Below are 22412 nucleotides of genomic sequence, written 5' to 3'. Positions count from 1 at the left end.
CTCTGCACTATACCTTACCTCCTTGTCTCTCATCCTTGTCTACCTTGTTCATAAAGGCCATAGATATCAATATTATAACCATCATTACTATAGATATTGATGACCCTAAGTTCCAGTCACCTACTGTAGTAAACTGTTGTTCAATCAAATCACCCACTAGCATAGTCTTGCCACCTCCCAGTAGCCTAGAAATAGCAAATGTAGTTACACATGGCATAAATACCATTGTGACACCACTCATGACACCAGGTATACTCAGTGGAAAAATGACCTTCCTAAAAACTGTTATTGTATTAGCACCCAGGTCTCTAGCTGCATTTACCAAGTCTTCATCCATCTTTTGAAGTGACGTATATATTGGTAATACCATATAAGGCAAGAAGTTATATATCATACCTAGTAAGACTGCTGCACTCGTATACAGAATAGAATTTGGTGTAAAACCAAAAAATCCCAAGACTGAATTCAATAAACCATTTTTACCCAAAATTGCTATCCAGGCATATGTTCTAAGTAGGAAATTCATCCACATAGGTAAAATGAATAATAAAATTAAGGAATCCCTCCTACTAATTTTGGCTTTGGATATTATATATGCTACTGGGTAGCCTATAATTACACATAAAATCGTCGCTATACCAGCAAGTATAAACGACCTCATAAATACCTTTAAAAATAGGGGGTCAAATGCCTGCCTATAATTTTCAAAAGTAAATAATATTCCGCCATCATCCGTCTTGCGGGTAAAAGAATAATAAACTATCAATACCAAGGGTACTACTATAAATAGTATCGACCAAAGTGCATATGGATATGCTAGTCTTGTCTCTTTCTGCTCAACTATCGTATTGGCTCTGTTCCTAATTTTTTTCATATTATGCATCTCCTTTATGCATGATATGAATATCCTCAGGATTTATAATCATGCCTAACTCACTGCCAATAGGAGCGGTTTTTGTATTCTGTAATAGCCACAGCCTTCCACTCTCTTCAACTTCCAGCTCATAGTGAACACCCTTAAATACTGAAGACCTAACTATACCTCTCAACATACCCTCTTCAGCACTAGTCATAATAATATCCTCAGGTCTGACAACTACATCTACATTTTCATCCTTTTCAAAGCCCTTGTCTACACATACAAAACGTCTAGATGAAAACTCAACATCAAAATCGTCATGCATTATACCATCAATTATATTGGACTCACCTATAAAGTTTGCTACAAAGGCATTTTCTGGCTCATTATATATATCTATAGGACTACCAATCTGCTGTATTACACCCTTGTCAAGAACTACTATAGTATCACTCATACTTAAGGCCTCTTCCTGATCATGTGTTACAAATATAAAGGTGATACCAAGTTTTTTTTGTATCTTCTTAAGCTCAATCTGCATTTCCTGTCTCAACTTTAGGTCAAGAGCTCCAAGAGGCTCATCTAGTAATAGCACTTTTGGTTCATTTACTAGGGCCCTTGCTATAGCTACTCTCTGCTGCTGGCCCCCTGATAGAGAAGATATCTTCCTATGTTCAAATCCCTGAAGAGAAACTAGGGCTAGCATACTCTTCACCTTTTCTTCAACTGTGATAGGATCTATTTTTTTAATCTTTAAACCAAAAGCTATATTCTCGTATACATCCATATGTGGGAACAAGGCATATTTTTGGAAAACTGTATTTATATTCCTCTGGTAGGCAGGAACACTATTAACCCTGTATCCCCCAAAATACACATCTCCCTCATCTGCAAATTCAAAGCCTGCTATGATTCTTAAAAGTGTTGTCTTACCACACCCACTAGGTCCTAATAGTGTCAAAAATTCATTTTCATTGACAGTTAGATTAAACTTGTCCAATATAGTATTATCATTAAATTTCTTTGAGATATTCTTCAACTCAATTAGCTTATTTTTCAATAAATACACCCCTTTACAAATATTTAAAAGGAAGGAGGACAGCTCACCCAGATTAGGCTAGCTGGCGTTTTACCTTCATTTCTGATTGAATGAGTCTCCCTGGCCTGATAGTAAAAACTCTCACCCTTCTTGACCCTGTACTTTTTATGGCCCATGTGTAAACATATGGACCCTTTTAAAACAAAACCAAACTCCTCACCTTCGTGAGGTTTTTCTTCCTTGTAGCTACCACCAGGTTCTATATTCACTAAGACTGGTTCCATGTCATACTTTTGAGAATTTGGTACCAACCACTTGAATTGATAACCCAATTCTTCGTCATCCGTTTCAAACATATCATCCTTAGTAAATGTGATTTTTTCATTGACCTCATCTGCAAAAAAATCTCTCAAATTTGTTCCTAGTATTTCTAGTATATCTATCAAGGTAGCAATTGACGGTGACGTTAGGTCATTTTCCAACTGAGATATAAATCCCTTGGATAATTCACAACGGTTAGCCAATTCCTCCTGGGTCAGTTGCTTTTCCGTTCTTAACCGTCTTAGCTTGTCGCCTATTTCCATCTAATCCTCCATTCTCAATTATTATTCTATAAAAATCTATTACACCTTTACTTAAATCTATTATACCTTTACTTAAATCTATTACACCTTTACTTTTAATAAACTATAAGTTTATTAAAAGTAAACACTAGACAATTATATAGAAAATCACAAAAAAAATCAATGCTTTCTTACAATTTTTATCATTTTTTCGATAATTGTAAAAAGCATTGATTTGCAACATTTTTATTCGTTTTTTACCCTTGAAGTTTAATAAATTTTATCCATAAGTTTACTTTTATTAAACTTTATTCATTAATAAGCAAGTATGGTTTTTGACACCGTATTATAGCCACCTATAATATAGTTTGCCTTGTTTTCTGTAAGTTCTTTATTATCCTTTGATATTGAATTCTTCTTAACTAGGATAAGATTCTTTCCACCATTATTCAAAAGGTTGACGGCACTCAAGGCGTCTGCGAAACTATTACCATTGGCTATGATATTTTCACTGAACTTCAATACTGATGCTACTTGGTATGATGTAGCCTCCCTGTCTTGACCATATATCCTATATGACTTATCGCCCTTTATAGACTTTAATCTATTTTCTACATCAAGTCCTACTGAATTCTTTCCTCCAATTATATATGTATCGCGGTAAGAATTTATATTATTAGGTAACTTATCAATACCGTTTACCAATAATATAGGTGAACTTAGCTTCTTTGCAAGTGGTGTAGCTGATAGGGCATCTGCAAATTTCCTACCATCAGTGAATATAATGTGTCTAGATGGACCGAACTCCTTGACCAATTTGGCAGAGGTTTCATATCTGTCATTACCTGATATTCTTCTTACACTTAGTCCTGCTAGCTGCTTTACTACACTGGCCGGAACTGAATTTAAGCCACCAACTATTATCACATTTTTAGCACCTAGTTCCTTGATTAGCTTGACTGCATCTGGTCTTAGACCTGCCTTGTCAGAGAATATAATAGGTGCACTATACTTCATAGCTAGTGGACCCGCTGCTAGAGGATCTGCAAAGCTATTTCCAGAAGCAACAACTACTGTCTGGCTAGATGTAAAAGTCTTCCTTACAGATGCAAGGTTTGTCGCAAACCTATCATCTCCACTGATTCTTCTCTCATCTATTGGCTGTGAAGGCTTCTGTGGCTGTGGAGCAATAGGGGCTCCTGCCTGGCCATATGTAGCATTTATAAAGTAATTTTTGTTGACTATTTTTCCATCTGCCTGCCTCAAAGAATAGTAAATACATATAGCTAGGTGGCTACCAGGCTTTAGATTAGCTGTATTTAAGGCTAGACTAAACTTGCCATCCTGAGTGTTTACATTGTATTTTGAATTGGTTATAAGAGCGTCTGCTGTAGGCACAAACTTTTTGTCTGAAAATTCCTTATCAGTCAAACTGTATACAGATACTCCTATACCCCTTACCAACTTACCACTTATTATACTCTGACCTTGGTCTATTGATGTTGGTAATTCTATTACAACCTTGGCATCTGCCTCAATCTTTGCCTTTACATCAGCCAAATTTTCCAACTGCATGGCAGGATTTGTTACATTATCTGTGCCTGCCTTTGGTATACTAGTACTTACATCTTCCATCTTTAGATTGTCATTTGATATAAGCTCTTCAACGACTAATCCTGCTTGGTCATCTACTTGCTTACCTTCTGCATAAGCTAGGGCACCTGTGTAGGCCAAGGCATTTAAAGTCATAGATAGAGAAAGTACGATTGATATTCTTCTATTCATTTTTCATTACCTCCTTCTTTTAATTTTTATGATAACATATCTTCCTTAATTAATGCAAAATTTATTATAATCTTTTGTTTTTAACAGGTAAAATACAGAATTTTCAAGTAAAAGTATGGCTTATTCTTTTGTAGCAATAATCACAAAAAACAGTACATCTTTTCACTTTTGTGTTATACTAAACTATGTCGTAAAAAAATAATTGAATAGGAGGTAATAACTTGAAAAATAGACTTGAAGACAAGGACTATAAAATGCAAACCATCAAATTGGCTTTATTCCTCGGGGAACTGCTCATAAAAAATGGTGCAGAAACGTATAGGGTCGAAGATAGCGTCCTTAGAATTTGTAAATCTAGGGGCTACAACCATATTAACTGTTTTAGTACACCTACAGTAATTATAATATCTGATGACAAGTTCGATGGTCTGTGTTTTATGAAAACTATAGATAATAGGGGCATAAACATGCACAAGGTCTCTCTTTTAAATACTTTTTCTAGAGAATTTGTCAATACTGTTGATCCGAACATAGAAGATGAAATAAATAAGCTACATGAAATAGATAAGTTAAAGACGTATCCAAAATGGATATACCTGCTTAGTACCGGCATTGGATCTGCATTTTGTGCAGCCATGCTCGGTGGTAACCAAGTGTCAACTTTTATACTAACTGTTCTTACATCGATACTTGCTATTTTTATATTTGATAAGACGCTTAAGTATAGTTCAATTAGTATGTTTGCCACTATGTTAGCATCGTCAGTTATCACAATTTGTGGAGTTATATTTCACAAGTTTAATATGATACCAGATGCATCATACCTTATAGTAGGATCTATAATGCCCCTATTGCCGGGAGTTGCATTTATCAAGTGCATGAGAGACCTAATATCTGGAAGTTTGATGTCAGGTGCAGCCAGAATATTTGAGGTATTTATCATACTGGCAGCTATAGCATCTGGTGTAGCCCTAGTAATAGGAATAGGAGGTGTATAGTATGATAACTCAAGTACCACTATGGCAACACTTTTTATTTGCAGCCTTTGCAACCTGTGGCTTTGCTATATTTTTCAATGTCCAACCCAAGCTTCTATTGTGGGAAGCCTTGGTAGGAGCAATTGGATGGGTAGTGTACCTAATAGGCATTGACCACTATGAAAATCCAATGATATATTCCTTTCTAGCAGCAGCTGTTATATCACTTTGTTCGGAAATATTAGCAAGAAAGTTAAAACAACCAGCTATACTATTTGTAATACCTGGTATACTTCCCCTAGTACCCGGTGTCGGTCTATATCAGACAGTATACCTAATTATGTTTAAGAAATACACACTGGCAGCTTCTACAGGCACCAAGGCAGTAATCGTCAGCATGGGTATAGCCTTGGGAATCCTTGTAATAGCATCCCTATCAAGGGTATTTAACCTCTACAAGTTAAAAAAGGCCTTTTCAAGGAATGATGCAGCTAAATACGTAGACTGGGTAAACTTAGGTAAGAACCGGACTGGAAATAAATTTGTGCTTAATAGGGATGAATTAAATGAGCATCTAAATAGCTTGAATATAGATACTGACTCATATAAGAAATTGGACTTGGAAAAGATGGAGAAAAATAGTTCTCAAGATATTATTTTGGATGATGACACATTAAAAGAGTCAGAATAAAGTTAAGGATTATACCCAGTAACTCTTTTAATGTAGTTCTAGCATTCAAAATAAAATGCTTATACGTTATATGGCACTGATAGTAATAAAAAAGCCTTAAAAGTAGTTAGACTAGGAAGATAAAAGTTAGGTCTATAGACAATAAAATTGGGGTGACGCTGGATTCTGAACACATAAAAATGAATCTTGCGACACCCCATATTTTTATCAAAGATGCTGTCTATAATCAATATTTAAACCTAAACTATACTAGGCACTTTTTTTAATCTTGTGGTTATATAGTTTATCCACAAATACTGCGATGGCGTTGTCACCTGATACGTTGGCAGCTGTACCGAAACTATCCTGAGTAAGGTATAGAGTGATCATCAACTGCTGCATTACCTGAGATGTAATTCCAACCATTGGTAAGAATGGAAGGGCTGACATGATAGCACCACCTGGAGCACCTGGAGCTGCAACCATTGCTACACCCAACATAGCTATAAATCCAAATACAGTTCCAAAGCTAAATGGTAAACCATTCATTAGCAAAACTGCAACACTACAAGAAGTGATAGTAATCATAGAACCTGCTAGATGTATTGTAGCACATAGAGGCACTACGAAGTTTCTAATATCTTCTGATACACCGTTCTTCTTAGCGCATTCAATGTTAACTGGTATAGTTGCTGCTGATGACTGAGTACCGATAGCTGTAACATATCCGTTAACCTGGTTTCTAATTAATCTAAATGGATTCTTACCTGCATATGTACCTGACACGATAAACATAGCACTTACGTATAGTAGGTGTAGTACTATTACAGTCAAGAATACCTTCCAGAATATAGAAAGAACGCTTGCTACTGAACCTGTATAGGCCATATTTGCGAAGTTACCACAGATGAACATTGGTAGTAAAGGTATGATAATTGTACTTAAAACTCTAGATATAATTGCTTCAAAGTCATCAAAAACTTCGTATAGTACCTTACCTCTACCCTTAGACCTCAACCAAGAAATGCTTAGACCCATTATAAATGCAAATACAACTGCACTTGTAACATCAAGCATTGGCTTTAGGTTAATCTTGAAATAAGTTTCAAGAGCTGGAACGTTACCCTTTACCTTTTCAACAAGGTCAGGTGTGATAAATGTAGGGAAGAAATTGCTAGCTACTACAAAGGCTATTGACCCAGCTATAAGTGTTGAACAATATGCTGTAGCTGCCGTAATTCCCAATAATTTTCCAGCACCATCTGATAATTCTGCTATACCCTTAACGACAAAACCTATGATCATTAGTGGTATAATAAAGCTCAAGAATTCACCAAACAAACTTGCTAATGTGATTAGAACTCTTAATAAACCTGCTGGTATGAAACTAGCACTACCAAGACCAATACCTATTACAATGGCGATGATAAGCTTAGAAACTAAACCCAGCTTAAACTTCTTTTCTTTCATTTTTTCCTCCTATGAATTTTTATTTGGTTTCCATGAAACCTCAATCACAGATATCATTTTAACACATTAAAAATACAATGACAACACTTAAAACATGCTTATTTTTTAAGGAAAAAAGACAAAAACTCTATTTATTCTGTATATTGAATTAAAAATAACCTTTTATTCAAATTTTAAAATTTCATATTTCATTTTATTTAATAATAGTATTTATACCAAGCTTTATATTTAAAAATATTATTATAGAAATTACACTTATCAAGCCCTGGAGAATATAGCTATCATAAAGAGTGTTTGTTGTACTACTTATCCCTCTTTATTTTTATTCGTTGATATAAAAAATATTGACGGTAATTAAAGTATTCTTGCTAATAAGCTTAAATCATTTTCAATTACCGTCAATAAATTTTTCATATTATATTTTCAATTTATATTTATTACTATAGACTCTGGCAAGCTGTTATTATACTCAACTTGTATACGTCTTCTTCATTGCATCCCCTAGATAGGTCTGTGATAGGCTTGTTTAATCCCTGTAGGATTGGGCCTAGTGCTTCAAATCCACCTAGTCTCTGGGCAATCTTATACCCTATATTACCTGCCTCTAGTGATGGGAATACAAATACATTAGCAAATCCTGCTACCTTTGAACCTGGTGCCTTCTGCTGACCTACTGACTCTACTATAGCTGCATCAAACTGCATTTCTCCATCTATAGGTAGTTCTGGTGCTAAGTTCTGAGCCATCTTAGTTGCTTCCTGAACCTTTGTAGCTAGGTCGTGCTTGGCTGATCCCATAGTTGAGAAGCTCAGCATAGCTACCTTTGGGTCTATACCAAACATCTTGGCAGTTCTGGCTGATTCTACTGCTACTCCTGCTAGACCTTCAGCATCTAGTTCTATATTTATAGCACAATCTGAGAATATGTACCTAGTGTCACCCTTTAACATTACAAAGGCACCACTAGTTCTTGATACGCCTGGCTTAGTCTTGATTATCTGTAGGGCTGGTCTTACTGTATCTCCTGTTGAGTGTACAGCACCAGATACCATACCATCTACCTTGTCCATGTATGTCAACATTGTTCCAAAGTAGTTTTCATCCTTTAGGATATTTCTGGCATCTTCTTCGCTTACCTTGCCCTTTCTTCTTTCTACAAAGGCTGCTACCATCTCATCAAAAGCTGGATAGTTATCTGGGTCTAGAATTTCTATGCCTTCTATATCTATCTTCTTTTCCCCAGCTACTGCCTTGATTGCATCTGGCTGACCTACTAGGACTGGTACCAAGATTCCTTCCTTGTGTAGTCTTGCTGCTGCACCAATTATTCTTGGTTCAGTTCCTTCTGGTAGGACTATCTTGATGTCTTTACCAGTAATTTGTGCTTTTAATCCTTCGATTAATTCCATTTTCTTCCTCCTGATTATCTATTGCTTTTTATTTACATATCACCGCAACTACCATCAACGGGACACGCATTCAAATCTATGACAACACGGGTTACTGTTGGCATATATTTTCTACTAGCTCTAAACTTGTTCTCTCTTGTCCTTATCAATAGGTAGGATATACCTGTGAAGGCAAATCCTATCAAGGCACTCAATATTTCTAGCATATTAGTGACACCAGCTGACTCTAATATATAAAATGATCCCACCGACCCTATTAAAAGGGCTATTAGTGGTATACCATATAGGATGCCTAGGGCTTTCATTACGTCTATCTGATCCATGCTAACCTCTACATTGTCTCCTAACTTGGCCCCTATGCTGTTGTCTACTTCAACTACTATTTCCTTTGACTCTGATGACGAAGAACCTATGCACTTGCCACAAGATGCACAGGCAGAGTTTCTCTGCATCTTCATCATAGCAGTCTTTTCATCTACTATTTCTACTATTCTACCTCTTTGATCCATTCTCATACCTCCTCTTACTTGGAGTATCTCACCATTAGTTCAATCATTTCATCAATTAGCTCTTGCTTGTCGTCCTCGTTTCTTTCGACGGCCTCTTTAACACAGCCCCTAATATGATTTTCTAGGATCATATTCCCAACGGCATTGATGGCTGACTTTGCTGCAGATATTTGTGTCAGTATGTCGACACAGTACCTTTCATTTTCAACCATACCCTGGATCCCCTTAATCTGGCCTTCTATCCTCCTGAGTCTCTTCAAAAGTAGGTCCTTGTCGTTGTTGGGATTCAGGTGTCTATCATCATGATTATTTACCGAATCAATACTCATAGCTTATTCCTTATTTTCTATGGCTACCCTTATACTTAGTTCCTTTAATTGGTCGTCTTCTGCTATACTTGGTGCATTTGTCATAGGGCATACTGCATTCTGGTTCTTAGGGAAGGCTATTACCTCTCTGATATTGTCAGCCCCTGCTAGTAGCATGACTAGCCTATCTAAACCAAATGCTATACCTCCATGAGGTGGTGTACCAAACTTGAAGGCATCAATCAAGAAACCAAACTTGTTGTAGGCCTCTTCATCTGAGAACCCTAGCGCCTTGAACATCTTCTTCTGCACTTCTGCATTGGAAATTCTGATAGAACCTCCACCTACTTCGTATCCATTTAGTACTATATCATAGGCCTTGGCCCTTAGTTCTAGCTTATTTTCTGCTGACTCTAGCTTGTCTAGGTCTTCATCCATTGGTGAAGTGAATGGGTGGTGCTTGGCTACATACCTACCATTTTCTTCATCTTCTTCAAATATTGGAAATTCTGTTACCCATAATAGGTTGAACTGGTTAGGGTCTGCTAGACCTAGCTTGTCTGCTACTGCTATTCTGACCTGACCTAGGGCATCGTATACTACAGAGTCCTTGTCTGCTACAAATAGTAATAGGTCACCTAGCTTGGCATCCATTGCCCCTGTAATCTTTGCTAGTTCCTCTTCTGAGAAGAATTTTGCTATAGGAGAAGTCACGCCTTCTTCTGTAATCTTCATCCAGGCTAGACCCTTGGCCCTGTATGTCTTGGCGTGATCTTCTAGGTGGCTGATGGCCTTTCTTGTGAACTGGTCTGCCCCACCTACTACATTTATACCCCTTACTGAACTACCTGGCCTTGTCGCATCTGCAAATACCTTGAAGCCACAGTCTGCTACTATGTTGGATATATTTACAAATTCTAAGCCATATCTTGTGTCTGGCTTGTCAGATCCATACTTGTCCATGGCATCTGCATATGTCATTCTTGGGAATGGTGTCTCTATATCCTTGTCTAGGACCTTCTTGAAGATGTCCTTTACTAGGCCTTCCATTATAGTCATTACATCATTTTCTTCTACAAATGACATTTCACAGTCTATCTGGGTAAATTCCGGCTGTCTATCTGCCCTCAAGTCTTCATCCCTAAAGCACTTTACTATCTGGAAGTACCTGTCCATACCAGACACCATCAATAGCTGCTTGTATAGCTGTGGTGACTGTGGTAGGGCATAGAACTTACCTTCATTTACCCTTGATGGTACTAGATAGTCTCTGGCACCTTCTGGAGTTGGCTTTACCAAGAAAGGTGTCTCTATTTCACAGAAGTCATTGTCTGATAGGTAGTTTCTCACTACATTTGCCACCTTATGCCTTAGCATCAGATTCTTCTGCATCTTTGGCTTTCTAAGATCTAGGTACCTATACTTCAACCTTAGGGCTTCACTTACTTCATCGTCATCCTTGATGTATATTGGTGGTGTCTGTGATTCGTTTAGAAGCCTTAGTTCTTCAGCGAATACCTCTACATCACCTGTTGGCATATTAGGGTTTTTTGACTGTCTTTCACATACCTTACCCCTGACAGCTATTACGTACTCACTGCCTAGTTTTTCTGCCTTTTCAAAGGCTTCCTTGCTCACATCTGTATCAAATACTATCTGGGATATGCCACCCCTATCTCTCAAATCGACAAAGACTAGTCCGCCTAGATTTCTCTTTTTCTGGACCCATCCCATCAATACTACTTCTTTGCCTATATCAGAAGCTCTCAAGTCTCCTGCATAACAAGTTCTCTTCATTCCCTTTAAATTATCCAATGCCTCTACCTCCAAATTATAGTACAGTTCTTAGTTCATTAACTAATTCACTGATTTTTATCAATTTTTGGTCACCTGTTTCCATATTTTTCAATGTGGCCTCATCCTTGTCTAGCTCATCATCACCAATTACTATAGTATACCTTGAATTTATCTTGTTAGAATACTTAAACTGGGCCTTTAGACTCCTGTCTAGGTGGTCTTTGTCAGCTGATATGTGGTTGACTCTTAGGTCCTTTAGGATGCTAAATGACTTTAGCTTTGCCCTATCACCTATTGTCACCACGAATATATCTGTGTGGTTAGGATTGTCTATTTCAACCCCATTTGCTTCAAGAGTCAATAGTAGTCTTTCTGCTCCTAGACCAAAGCCTATACCACTGTAGCCACTTGGCCCTCCTATCTGCTCTACTAGACCATCGTACCTTCCGCCACCACATACTGTTGACTGGGCACCTAGGTCATTTGATATGATTTCAAAGGCTGTCCTCTTGTAGTAGTCAAGCCCTCTTACTATCTTCTTGTCGACTAGATAGTTGATACCCATTTCGTCCAGATATGACTTTAACTTTGTAAAGTGGTCCTTGCAGTCATCGCATAGGTGGTCTGCCATCAAAGGTATGTCCACTATATTGGCCTGACAGGTTTCATTCTTGCAGTCTATTACCCTCATAGGGTTCTTGTCTCTTCTATCGTTACATAGGTCGCATAGGACATCAGCCTTGGCTGCTAGGTAATCCTTTAGTAGTTTGTTGTACTCTTCCCTACATACTGGACATCCTACTGAATTAATAGATACTGTCAGGTCCTTTAGACCTGCCTCTCCTAAGAACTGCATGGCAAGTGAGATTACCTCTGCGTCTAGTGAAGGAGTATCGCTACCAATGGCCTCTACACCGAACTGGTGGAACTGTCTCTGCCTACCTGACTGGGGTCTCTCATACCTAAAACATGGTGTGATGTAGAATAGCTTTGTAGGTTGAGTTTCTGCATACATCTTGTTTTCTATAAAGGCCCTGATCACTCCGGCTGTTCCCTCTGGCTTTAGGGTAAGGTCTCTGTCTCCCCTATCCTTGAAAGTATACATTTCCTTTTGAACTATGTCTGTAGTATCTCCCACACCCCTCTTAAATAGCTCTGTATGCTCAAATACAGGTGTCCTTATTTCTTCATAGCCATATAATCTACATAGGTCTCTAAACTTACCTTCCAAGTAATTCCATTTATAGGCTTCTGCAGGTATTATATCCTTAGTTCCTCTTGGTGCTTTTGTCAACATTTTTTGCTACCTCCTTATACTTCTTATCTATCATTTCGTCGATTCTAGCTAGATAATGCTCTAGGCTCTTTACATCATCGACTCTTTCTATCCTATTTTCATCAAGGTACACAAACTTGGAAACCGCCCCGGCCCCTATGGCGTAGTTGGACTGTTTTTCTTCCATAATCTGCATATTGTATAGGCATTCATAGCCCGGCTTGGCATAGCCTATATTTTCCAGGTTGCCCATCATGTGCTTTTGCCTGTACATATAGTAAGGCTTGTAGTCGTTTTCATCCATGTATTTCCTAGAAATATCTATCATCTCAACCATATTCCTATAGTTGCTCAAATCGTTTTTATGGTCTTCCAAATTAATGTTTAGGTCTGATGCCCTCTTGAGTGCCAGTGTATGGACTGTAACACTCTCTGGGTCTAGATCTACAATCTTTTTCATAGTTTCTTCAACCATGGCTGGAGTCTCTCCTGGTAGGCCTAGTATCAGATCCATATTAATATTATCAAAACCTAGATCTCTCGCCATCTGGTAGCAGTCTACAATATCTTCTACGCTATGCCTCCTACCTATCCTGTCTAGACTGGCCTGGTTCATGGTCTGCGGATTTATACTAATCCTAGTTACGCCATGCTTTTTTAGCACTTCCAGCTTCTCTCTAGTAATGGTGTCTGGCCTGCCTGCCTCTACAGTGAATTCCTTGATATGAGATAGGTCTAATATCTCAAATATATTGGATATCAGGTAGTCCATGTCACCTGCATCCAGGCTGGTTGGCGTACCACCACCTATATATAGACTCTCTATTTCCTTGTCAAAGTCTTCTATTATTGACTTTATACCCCTGGCCTCTTTTAGAAGGGTTTCTACATAGGCTGACCTATGCTGTCCATACCTATCTAGGCTGTGGGATGGAAATGAGCAATAGAGACACCTTGTAGGACAAAATGGTATGCTCAGATAAAGTGATATCTTCTTTTCAGATGTAGGGTATATAAAGGGTCTCTCCCTCTTGGCTATATCCATAATCAGGTCCAATTTTTCCTGGGATATTAGGTACTCATCCTTCATAAAGTCTGCTATCTCTTGGTCATTTTTTCCCTTGTCCATAAGGCTGTGTATCAGCTTAACCGGCCTGATTCCTGTCAATATCCCCCAGGGAACATTGGCGTCGTATTTTTCATTTAGGTAGTCAAACATAGACCTCTGGATCAATCTTTTTGATATAGTCTTAATATTATTATCTATTTTTTTCTTTCTTTTTGCAAATTTTTTTTCATCTTCAAGGCCTCCATCATATGGACCTAGCACATCAGCTATAAATAGTTTGTCTGAAAGTTCTTTTTCATATATGACCTTGTCACCCTTGTATACCTGACTGACTGTGGCTATCTTGACCCTGTCATCGGAGTAGTCTATATCCAATTTATTGACCAAGACTTCCTCTTCTCTATTAACGCCAAAATCTTCTGAGCATTCTATAAAAGAAAACTCAGAAGAGAATAGCTTTAGAAATTCGGATATCTCGTACCTGTAATCGTGCCCCTGCAACAAAATATACATCTATACCACCAATTTCATATAATAATTTTTTTCTTTCTCAATACCTATTGTACTGGCTGGTCCATGTCCTGGATACACTGCTAGGTCATTTTCCATCTTGCTCAATTTTTTAAGAGACTTCAATAGTTGCTTGTAGTCACCGCCGTAGAAGTCAGTCCTACCTATTGAGCCTGCAAATAGGGTATCACCAGTAAACATATCCATACCCAACCTGATACACATACCACCCTTAGTGTGGCCTGGTGTAGCTATAAAGCTAAATGTATGGTCTCCCAGCTTTAACTTTTCCCTATCTGTAACATATATGTCTGCATCGAATTCCACCCTGACTGGGAAAAATTGGATACTCATGTTCTTGCTAGCATCATTTAACATTTCTTTTTCATCCTGGTGGGCCAATATCTTGGCACCAGTCATCTTCTTTAGTTCTAATACGTCTCCTATATGGTCAGCATGGCCATGAGTCAACATAATATACTTTACATTTAGATTATTATCTTTTATAAATTTCTTTTCTTCATCTATGTTAAGTGATGGGTCTATTAGCACTGCATCTAGAGTATTTTCATCATAGCATACATAGGTATTTTCTTCCATCATCCTATCTGTTATTACCTTTATCTTCATTTATTTATAAATCCTTCCTAGAAATTTTTCTTAGAATCAATCAGTAGAGTAACTGGTCCATCATTTACCAATTCCACCATCATATGAGTCCTGAACTTGCCTGTCTGGGTATCTATACCCATGGCCCTGGCCTTGTCAACAAACTGCTGGTAAAAGTCATCTGCCATATCTGGTCTAGCAGCCTTACTAAAACCTGGACGTCTACCCTTTCTACAATCCCCAAATAGGGTAAACTGACTGACTACTAGGAGCTGACCACCTACATCCAAAAGGGATAAATTCATCTTATCATCTGAATCTTCAAATATTCTAAGGTTGACTATCTTGTCGACCATATAATCTAGGTCTTTTGAAGTATCATCATTTCCAACCCCCAAGAGTACCATCAAACCCTTGTCAATCTGTCCACTTATCTGGCCTTCTACCTCTACTTTTGACCTAGTAACTCTCTGTACTACTGCTCTCATAGCATCTTACTCCTATCTGCCCTGCACCCTATAAGCCTCTTCAACTCCCGGTACATTCATCATTTTTCTAATCAATTTATTTAATTCATCTATGCCTACAACCTCTACTATAAGGTCGACGGTAACACCTATATCGCTACCCTTTCTTCCATAGATTCCAACCAAGCCAACTTTTTCATTAGATATTACGTGGGTAATTTCATTTATAATACCCCTCCTATCATTGGCCTTTATCTGTAACTCAGCCTCAAATTTGGACTTGGTATCATCTATCCAAGATACATTGACCATCCTAGGAGCGCTCTTTTCCTTGTCTCTAAGAACATTTTCGCAATCTGTCCTATGAACTGTAACTCCCCTACCTCTAGTAATATAGCCAACTATATCATCTCCTGGTAGTGGACTGCAACACTTGGCAAATCTAACATATATGCCGTCTAGTCCATCAACCTGGACACCGATGTGCCTCTTTTCAGTCTTTTTAGAAGTATACTTACTCTTTTCCGGATCTACTATATTGTGGGCTACTATCTCCTCTTCCAGGTTGGCCTTTTGCTCTTTTTCAAGCTTTCTTTCTTCCTTAGTAATTTCATCTTTAACCTTGCCAACTACATGGTTACCTATAATGCCGCCATATCCTATTGTAGCCAAAAAATCTTCATAGTCCGGCTGGTTAAACCTTGCTGCTACTTCCTTTATTGCAGCCATGACCTTGACATCATTTCTACTTAAATTATTCCTTGAAAGTTCCTTGTCTAGGATAGCAAGGCCTCTCTCGATATTTTCCTCGCGCCTTTCCTTTTTAAAGAACTGTTTTATCTTATTTCTAGCATTAGGAGTCTTTACCAAATTCATCCAATCCCTACTTGGCCCTAGAGAATTTGCCGATGTAAGTATCTCCACAATTTGACCATTCTTCAAGCTATATTCTAGGGGTACGATTCTACCATTGACCTTGGCCCCTACACACTTATTGCCCACCTTAGAATGAATCCTATAGGCAAAGTCTATCGGTGTAGCTCCATTTGGCAACTCTAATACGTCTCCCTGCGGTGTAAATACATATACTTGGGCATTGAATACATCTTCCTTCAATGCATCCAAAAATTCATGTGGGTCTGTTACATCCTTCTCCCATTCCATCATCTGCCTCAACCATTGAAGCCTTCTATCTACATCACTTAACCTACTGTCGGTAATACCTTCCTTGTATTTCCAATGGGCAGCTATACCAAATTCAGCAACATTGTGCATCTCATAAGTCCTGATTTGTACCTCGACAGGCTCTCCATCAGAACCTATAACGGCTGTATGCAGAGACTGGTACATATTTGGCTTAGGCATGGCTATATAATCCTTGAACCTACCTGGAATTGGCTTCCACAGGGTGTGTACCTCACCTAAGACCGCATAGCAGTCTTTGTCTGTGTCTACCAAGACCCTGACTGCTGTCAAGTCGTATATTTCATCAAAACTCTTGTTTTTCTTTTTCATCTTCTTGTAGATGCTATAAAAATGTTTTGGACGTCCGTATACATCGCAGTCAACGCTCTTTTCGTCCATATCTTTCTTTATGATACCTACAATCTCATCTATATAGGCCTCTCTTTGTTCCCTCTTCTTATTTACCTTACCAACCAAGTCATAATATTCGTCAGGATACAAAAACCTAAAGGCTAGGTCCTCTAGCTCCCACTTGATTGTAGATATACCTAGTCTATGGGCTATACCTGCATAGATATCTAGGGTCTCTTGGGCCTTGTATTTGACCTTTTCGCTATCCATATATTCAAGGGTCCTCATATTATGAAGCCTGTCTGATAGCTTTATCAGCATGACCCTCATATCCTTGGCCATTGCCAAAAACATCTTTCTCAGATTACTTGCCTGTGACTCTTCCTTGGTCATATACTTGATCTTGCCAAGCTTTGTAACTCCATCTACTAAGGCGGCTACATCCTTACCAAACATCTCTTCTATATCAGCTTCTTCATAGTCAGTATCTTCAACAACGTCATGAAGAAGCCCACCACAAATAGCTTCGATATCCAATTCCATATCAGCCAATATATTGGCTACAGCTACCGGATGAATAATATATGGTTCTCCAGACTTCCTGTATTGATCCTTGTGGGCTTCCTTGGCTAGATTATATGCTCTTACTACCTTATCAATATCAGAATTAGGCGCATATGCTCTTATCTTTTCTATTAAACTTTTTATTCTATCATCATACATAAAATCACCCTCTCATACTAAATATACCATAAGCTAGTAAAGCTAAAATTTATCAACCTTGTCTATTTGCCTTGCATCATCACGCCTACTATTATTATTCACTGTCATATTGAACTAGAGTCTGGATATCATATCCCTCCAACTTGTCCCTACCATTTAGGAATGTCAATTCAATCAAAAATTCAAGGCCTACAACCTGACCACCCAGCTTTTCTATTAACTTTGTAGCAGCTGCAGTTGTACCACCTGTAGCTAGTAGGTCGTCAACTATAGCCACTCTTTGTCCTGGCCTAATAGCATCCTTGTGGATTTCCAATATGTCAGTTCCATATTCTAAATCATACTCTATAGATTCTACGTCTGCTGGCAACTTGCCTGGTTTTCTAATTGGAACAAATCCTACTCCTAGAGCATAGGCAACTGGTGTACCGAATATAAATCCCCTTGCCTCTGGTCCAACTATTATGTCTACATTCTTATACTTTAAATCTTCTGCCATCTTGTCAACAGCCACTCTGAAGGCCTCACCATCACCAATCAATGTAGTGATGTCTTTAAAACCTATACCCTCCTTTGGGAAATCTTGGACGTTTCTAATCTTAGCTTCTAAATTCATATATTCCTCCATAGTATCAGCTATTATAAATTGTATGCATCAACAAAACTTTTATAGTAATCAGCTATACATTCAATAATTTTATTTTCTTCTAAATTGAGCTTGGCATCTGGCTTAGGCAATATTTCAATGTCGATTGAATCCGAGTCAAAATCAACCAAGTATTTAATCAATTTTTCACTGGCCAATACCTTCAATATCAAATATATTTTAACTGGATTTAATCTCGTTAATTCAATCAAATCACTATATTTTATTTTACCTTTTTTAATACCCATTAATTTTTTATATACAACAACAAATTCTTTTCTATTAAATCTAAGTAATTTAAACTTATTTTTTAAGTATACAAAATCCGACTCATTGTAGTTGATAACTATATCTGAGTCTCCTTTATATTCCAATAAACTCCTATACTGGTCATAATTGTCAAAATAGTCGTATATAATAATTTTATTATATACTTTTAAGTCGATTTTATCAATATTTCTTAAAAATATAAGGTCTATTTTCTGATCATAGTACAAATTTTTATCGGAAAGGGCCTTAAAATATCCATTTATAGTATTTACTAGAAATAGGTTGCAGTCTCCCAGATTTAGCTCCTTGCCCTCATTTTTATTCTCTAGTCCAGCTAGTTTGACAATCTGGTCTTCCACATCATTATGCGAATCGGATAGCACCAAGTTGTCTGCAGGGCCTCTTCCTGGCTTTTCCTCAACTCTATCAGATAAATCGGTCGTATAGCTATGACAAGCATCCGGTATCAAGCCTTCCACTAAATCTGCAAAGTAGTAACCCGGATATAGACTTCTTGGCTTGGACAGCCTCATATCTTTTAATAGCAACTGAAGACTGGTCCTATTGTTGAAGGTATTGGAATCAACCTGGAAAACTAGGTCAACTAGGTCTCCCTCCTGGTAACCAGACCTCATATAGGCCATGCCAAAACCTATTACCTCAAACTCCCTATCCTTGTCTACAAGCATCTTTAGGTGGCTCTTGTCTTTACCTATCGTCATTACCCTCTTTAGAAGGCAATTTCTCAACATAAAATACGGGGTCGGATTTTTAATACCAAATGGCTCCAGCAGGTGAAGTTCCTCCACTAGGTCAAGATCTAAGCTCGACTCACGTATTTCATATTCTACCCTAATTGTTTCTATTAGGTCTTCTTTTTCTAATTCATAGTTGGCGATCTGATTTATTTTTTTTCTTAGAAGGCTTATCTTGTCTACCTCCATACTCATACCAGCCGCCTGTTGGTGGCCACCGAACTTGGTCATGTAGTCCCTGCATTCAAATAGGGCGGAAAATATATCAAAGCCCTTTATAGACCTAGCTGAACCCACTGCCATATTACCTTCTTCACAAAGAAGTATACATGGCTTGTAGTATTTTTCAGTGACCTTAGAAGCAACTATACCAATAATGCCGTGGTGCCATCCTTTACCTGACACGACCAAGACCTTATCATCCCTAAAAGACTTGTCCTTGGATATAATATCCTCGACTTCCATATGGATTTTGGCCTCAACCTCCTGCCTTTGGGTATTTTTATCGTCCATCATATGTGCCAATATCCTAGCCTCTTGCGGACTGTCAGTAGTAAAGAGCTCCACTCCTAACCTAGAAAATCCTAGCCTACCTGAGGCGTTTATCCTAGGACCTAGGGCAAATCCAAGGTGGGAACTTTTTATCTTTGTACCATCTAGTCCACATATCTCCAAGAGGGCCTTCATACCTAGGTTGTTGCCCTGACCCAATATCTCCATGCCGTTTTTTACTATAATCCTATTTTCGTCTAGTATGGGCATTATATCACATATAGTAGCTAGAGATACTATTTCTAGGTAGCTCTTTATATTTTTGTAAAATTCATCCCTTCCAGATAGGGCGTGGATCAATTTGAAGGCAACTCCACAGCCACATATACCCTTGAAGGGATAAGTGCAGTCCTCTCTCTTGGGGTCGATTACTGCATAGGCAGCTGGCAGGTCTTCCTGGCACTCGTGGTGGTCTGTAATTATTACGTCTATTCCCAAACTCTTGGCATACTCTACCTCTTTTACAGAGGTAATACCGCAGTCAACACTTATTATCAGATCACCTGCCTGGCTCTTGATGTGGTCTATGGCATCTGTATTTAATCCGTAGCCCTCTTCTAGCCTGTTTGGTATATAATAGTTGACCGGATAGGCTATTGACTTGAAATACAAGACCATTATAGATGTTGATGATACTCCATCCACATCATAGTCCCCAAATATCCATATATTGTGACCCTCAGATATAGCAAGCTTGATTCTCTCTACTGCCCTATCCATATCCTTGAGTAAAAATGGATCTCTAAGATAATCTAAGGATGGATTAGTGAACATCTCTATATCTTCTTTACTCTCTATACTTCTATTTAGAAGGATTTGTCCTATTTCATTCGATATAGACATAGATGCCATAAGTTCATTTCTAATAGGTTCTTGCCTATGTAGTATATTCCATTTTTTCATCAAAGCCCTCCCTTCATTCTTCTGTTATATATTTATTATCATTTATTTCTTGTCGTGATAGTTGTTTCTGAATATTAAAAATACCAGGGTTATACCTATTACAAATGATATTATAAAGCCTACTATACTTACGTACTTTATCATTATGCTTTTTTGTATATTTGATGACGCCAGTATCAATGACGAACCCACTATACAGGCTGCCAGCATAACACTCATAGACATTTGAGTAGTAAACTTCTTTATGCTATCATCCAAACTAGGAGATTTCAATTCTCCAAGCTCCAATTTCATATTGTTTTTTTCAAGTGTAGATAGTATAGTTTTTATTTGTCCAGGTACCGTAATCCACTCATAATAGTATTCATCCATGTTGGATTTTAGTCTGGATAGGTTCTTCTTAAGGTCTATCTTTTCTTCCCTATAATACTTTAAATACGAATTGGCTATACTCTCCACGCTAAAATCTTTGTACATACCTCTTGATGTTCCTTCTAGGGTAACCACCGTCTTTCCCAGTATAATCAACTGAGACGGTAACTTTATCTTGTGGTTTCTCATAAACCTAAAAACCTCATCTAGTATATCGGTTATACTCAACCTATCAAAAGGTATATCGTAATAGTAATGAATTAAATAAAGTAGGTCCCTTCTCAAGCCCTCTGTATTTACATCAACTGACATAGCATCCATATCTGTCAAAATTCTAATAATTTTATCTATATTTTTATTTGTAGATGCAATTATCAACTGGTTCAAATACCCTAGAGTCTTATCATCGATCAGGCCTATCATGCCAAAATCTATATAGGCTAGTCGACCATCATCTAGGATATACATGTTGCCTGGATGGGGGTCAGCATGAAAAAAGCCGCATGTCATAGCCTGCCTAAAAAATGACCTAACACCCACATCTATTATCCTCTTTTTCTCCTGATCATCCAAACCATGCTTTTCTAGATCCGATAGACATATACCTTCTACCTTCTCCATTACTAAAATTTTTTTGCTAGTATAATCACCAAATATTTCTGGTATAAAAACTTCTTTACTATCCTTAAATATTTTCCCAAGCTTGATTCCATTTACAGACTCAAACTTGTAATCTAACTCTCTCAAGAGCTGGATTTCCATTTCCTTGATAAGTTCCTCAACATCTAGGTTAAAGTCCTTTTGTAGACTATTTAGGCTTGATGCAATATTTTTAAGTATACTAATATCTGCCTTTATAGTTGTCTCTATATCTGGTCTTTGTATCTTGATGACTACCTTGCGTCCATTTATCAGCCTAGCTTCATAGACTTGGCCTATGGAAGCCGCAGCAATAGGTTCCTCACTGATATAGGAAAAGACTTGATCTATTGGACAAGAGAGTTCTTCTTCCAAAATAGCCATAGCCACATCATTATCGAACATCTCCACATTGTCCCTCAGCTTACTCAATTCGCCTATGACATCATCATCAAATATGTCCTTCCTAGTGCTGAGTATCTGACCTATCTTGATATAGGTAGGACCCAGGTCCTCTAGGGCACACTTGAGTCTTTGGGCTGTAGTCATAGACTTGATCTTGCTACTAGGTCCATGTCCAACTACCTTGGCAGTCAGGGAGTCCTTATTGAGTCTGTCTACTATAAATCCAAATCCATATTTAATTAAAACGCCTGCAATTTCCTTGTATCTGCCTAGATATTTGTAACTTATCCTCAT

General features: G+C 37.9%; 19 protein-coding genes. 2 read left to right on the top strand and 17 right to left on the bottom strand.

Annotation, left to right across the window (positions count from 1 at the left end; translation table 11 throughout):
- Positions 1–7: 7 nt before the first annotated feature.
- The 4 genes from HMPREF1639_RS04560 to HMPREF1639_RS04545 all read right to left on the bottom strand — a co-directional run bounded on the left by HMPREF1639_RS04560 (position 8) and on the right by HMPREF1639_RS04545 (position 4246).
- Positions 8–874 carry an ABC transporter permease gene (locus HMPREF1639_RS04560; RefSeq protein WP_052045420.1) on the bottom strand — a complete coding sequence of 289 codons (867 nt, stop codon included), beginning with the start codon at positions 872–874 and terminating at the stop codon, positions 8–10.
- 1 nt (position 875) lies between these two features.
- Entirely contained in the window at positions 876–1919 is a 1044-nt protein-coding gene (gene potA / locus HMPREF1639_RS04555) for a spermidine/putrescine ABC transporter ATP-binding protein (RefSeq protein ID WP_036763797.1), read from the bottom strand.
- A 23-nt stretch (positions 1920–1942) separates the two neighbouring features.
- Positions 1943–2482: a helix-turn-helix domain-containing protein gene (locus tag HMPREF1639_RS04550; RefSeq protein WP_036763794.1), complete on the bottom strand. Its 540-nt coding sequence runs from the start codon at positions 2480–2482 to the stop codon at positions 1943–1945.
- A 294-nt stretch (positions 2483–2776) separates the two neighbouring features.
- Entirely contained in the window at positions 2777–4246 is a 1470-nt protein-coding gene (locus HMPREF1639_RS04545; protein ID WP_036763793.1) for a cell wall-binding repeat-containing protein, read from the bottom strand.
- A gap of 221 nt (positions 4247–4467) precedes the next feature.
- Here HMPREF1639_RS04545 and HMPREF1639_RS04540 point away from each other — a divergent pair, with 221 nt between their 5' ends.
- Both HMPREF1639_RS04540 and HMPREF1639_RS04535 read left to right on the top strand, forming a co-directional pair.
- On the top strand, positions 4468–5244 hold the full coding sequence (locus HMPREF1639_RS04540) for a threonine/serine ThrE exporter family protein (RefSeq protein WP_036763790.1): 777 nt from the start codon (positions 4468–4470) through the stop codon (positions 5242–5244).
- 1 nt (position 5245) lies between these two features.
- Positions 5246–5914 (top strand): threonine/serine exporter family protein, encoded by a 669-nt coding sequence (locus tag HMPREF1639_RS04535; protein WP_036763788.1) that lies wholly within the window; start codon positions 5246–5248, stop codon positions 5912–5914.
- 249 nt (positions 5915–6163) lie between these two features.
- Here HMPREF1639_RS04535 and HMPREF1639_RS04530 read toward each other — a convergent pair whose 3' ends face one another.
- The 13 genes from HMPREF1639_RS04530 to HMPREF1639_RS04470 form a co-directional block, all read right to left on the bottom strand.
- On the bottom strand, positions 6164–7363 hold the full coding sequence (locus HMPREF1639_RS04530; protein ID WP_036763786.1) for a dicarboxylate/amino acid:cation symporter: 1200 nt from the start codon (positions 7361–7363) through the stop codon (positions 6164–6166).
- A 440-nt stretch (positions 7364–7803) separates the two neighbouring features.
- Positions 7804–8772: a phosphate acetyltransferase gene (gene pta, locus HMPREF1639_RS04525; RefSeq protein WP_036763783.1), complete on the bottom strand. Its 969-nt coding sequence runs from the start codon at positions 8770–8772 to the stop codon at positions 7804–7806.
- Between the two features lie 32 nt (positions 8773–8804).
- On the bottom strand, positions 8805–9281 hold the full coding sequence (locus HMPREF1639_RS04520; protein WP_036763781.1) for a SoxR reducing system RseC family protein: 477 nt from the start codon (positions 9279–9281) through the stop codon (positions 8805–8807).
- 14 nt (positions 9282–9295) lie between these two features.
- Entirely contained in the window at positions 9296–9610 is a 315-nt protein-coding gene (locus HMPREF1639_RS04515; RefSeq protein WP_036763780.1) for a metal-sensitive transcriptional regulator, read from the bottom strand.
- A 3-nt stretch (positions 9611–9613) separates the two neighbouring features.
- Complete coding sequence (gene aspS, locus HMPREF1639_RS04510) at positions 9614–11404, bottom strand: aspartate--tRNA ligase (RefSeq protein ID WP_036763778.1); 1791 nt, start codon at positions 11402–11404, stop codon at positions 9614–9616.
- A gap of 16 nt (positions 11405–11420) precedes the next feature.
- Positions 11421–12683 carry a histidine--tRNA ligase gene (hisS, locus tag HMPREF1639_RS04505; RefSeq protein WP_036763776.1) on the bottom strand — a complete coding sequence of 421 codons (1263 nt, stop codon included), beginning with the start codon at positions 12681–12683 and terminating at the stop codon, positions 11421–11423.
- Positions 12655–14244, bottom strand: coding sequence for a coproporphyrinogen dehydrogenase HemZ (gene hemZ / locus HMPREF1639_RS04500; protein WP_036763774.1), 1590 nt, complete (start codon positions 14242–14244; stop codon positions 12655–12657). Before hemZ ends, hisS begins: the two co-directional genes overlap by 29 nt.
- Entirely contained in the window at positions 14245–14871 is a 627-nt protein-coding gene (locus HMPREF1639_RS04495) for an MBL fold metallo-hydrolase (protein ID WP_036763772.1), read from the bottom strand.
- Positions 14872–14888: 17 nt separating this feature from the next.
- Positions 14889–15338 carry a D-aminoacyl-tRNA deacylase gene (gene dtd / locus HMPREF1639_RS04490; RefSeq protein WP_036763770.1) on the bottom strand — a complete coding sequence of 150 codons (450 nt, stop codon included), beginning with the start codon at positions 15336–15338 and terminating at the stop codon, positions 14889–14891.
- A 12-nt stretch (positions 15339–15350) separates the two neighbouring features.
- A complete protein-coding gene (locus HMPREF1639_RS04485) occupies positions 15351–17576 on the bottom strand; it encodes a RelA/SpoT family protein (protein ID WP_036763768.1) in 2226 nt (741 codons plus the stop codon).
- A gap of 94 nt (positions 17577–17670) precedes the next feature.
- Positions 17671–18192 (bottom strand): adenine phosphoribosyltransferase, encoded by a 522-nt coding sequence (locus HMPREF1639_RS04480; protein WP_036763766.1) that lies wholly within the window; start codon positions 18190–18192, stop codon positions 17671–17673.
- 23 nt (positions 18193–18215) lie between these two features.
- Positions 18216–20702, bottom strand: coding sequence for a single-stranded-DNA-specific exonuclease RecJ (recJ, locus tag HMPREF1639_RS04475; protein ID WP_036763764.1), 2487 nt, complete (start codon positions 20700–20702; stop codon positions 18216–18218).
- Between the two features lie 42 nt (positions 20703–20744).
- On the bottom strand, positions 20745–22412 hold the full coding sequence (locus HMPREF1639_RS04470; RefSeq protein ID WP_036763762.1) for an ABC1 kinase family protein: 1668 nt from the start codon (positions 22410–22412) through the stop codon (positions 20745–20747).

The organism is Peptostreptococcus sp. MV1, from assembly GCF_000758885.1.
GTDB lineage: Bacteria > Bacillota > Clostridia > Peptostreptococcales > Peptostreptococcaceae > Peptostreptococcus.
This window is presented reverse-complemented; position numbering and strand designations above follow the sequence as displayed.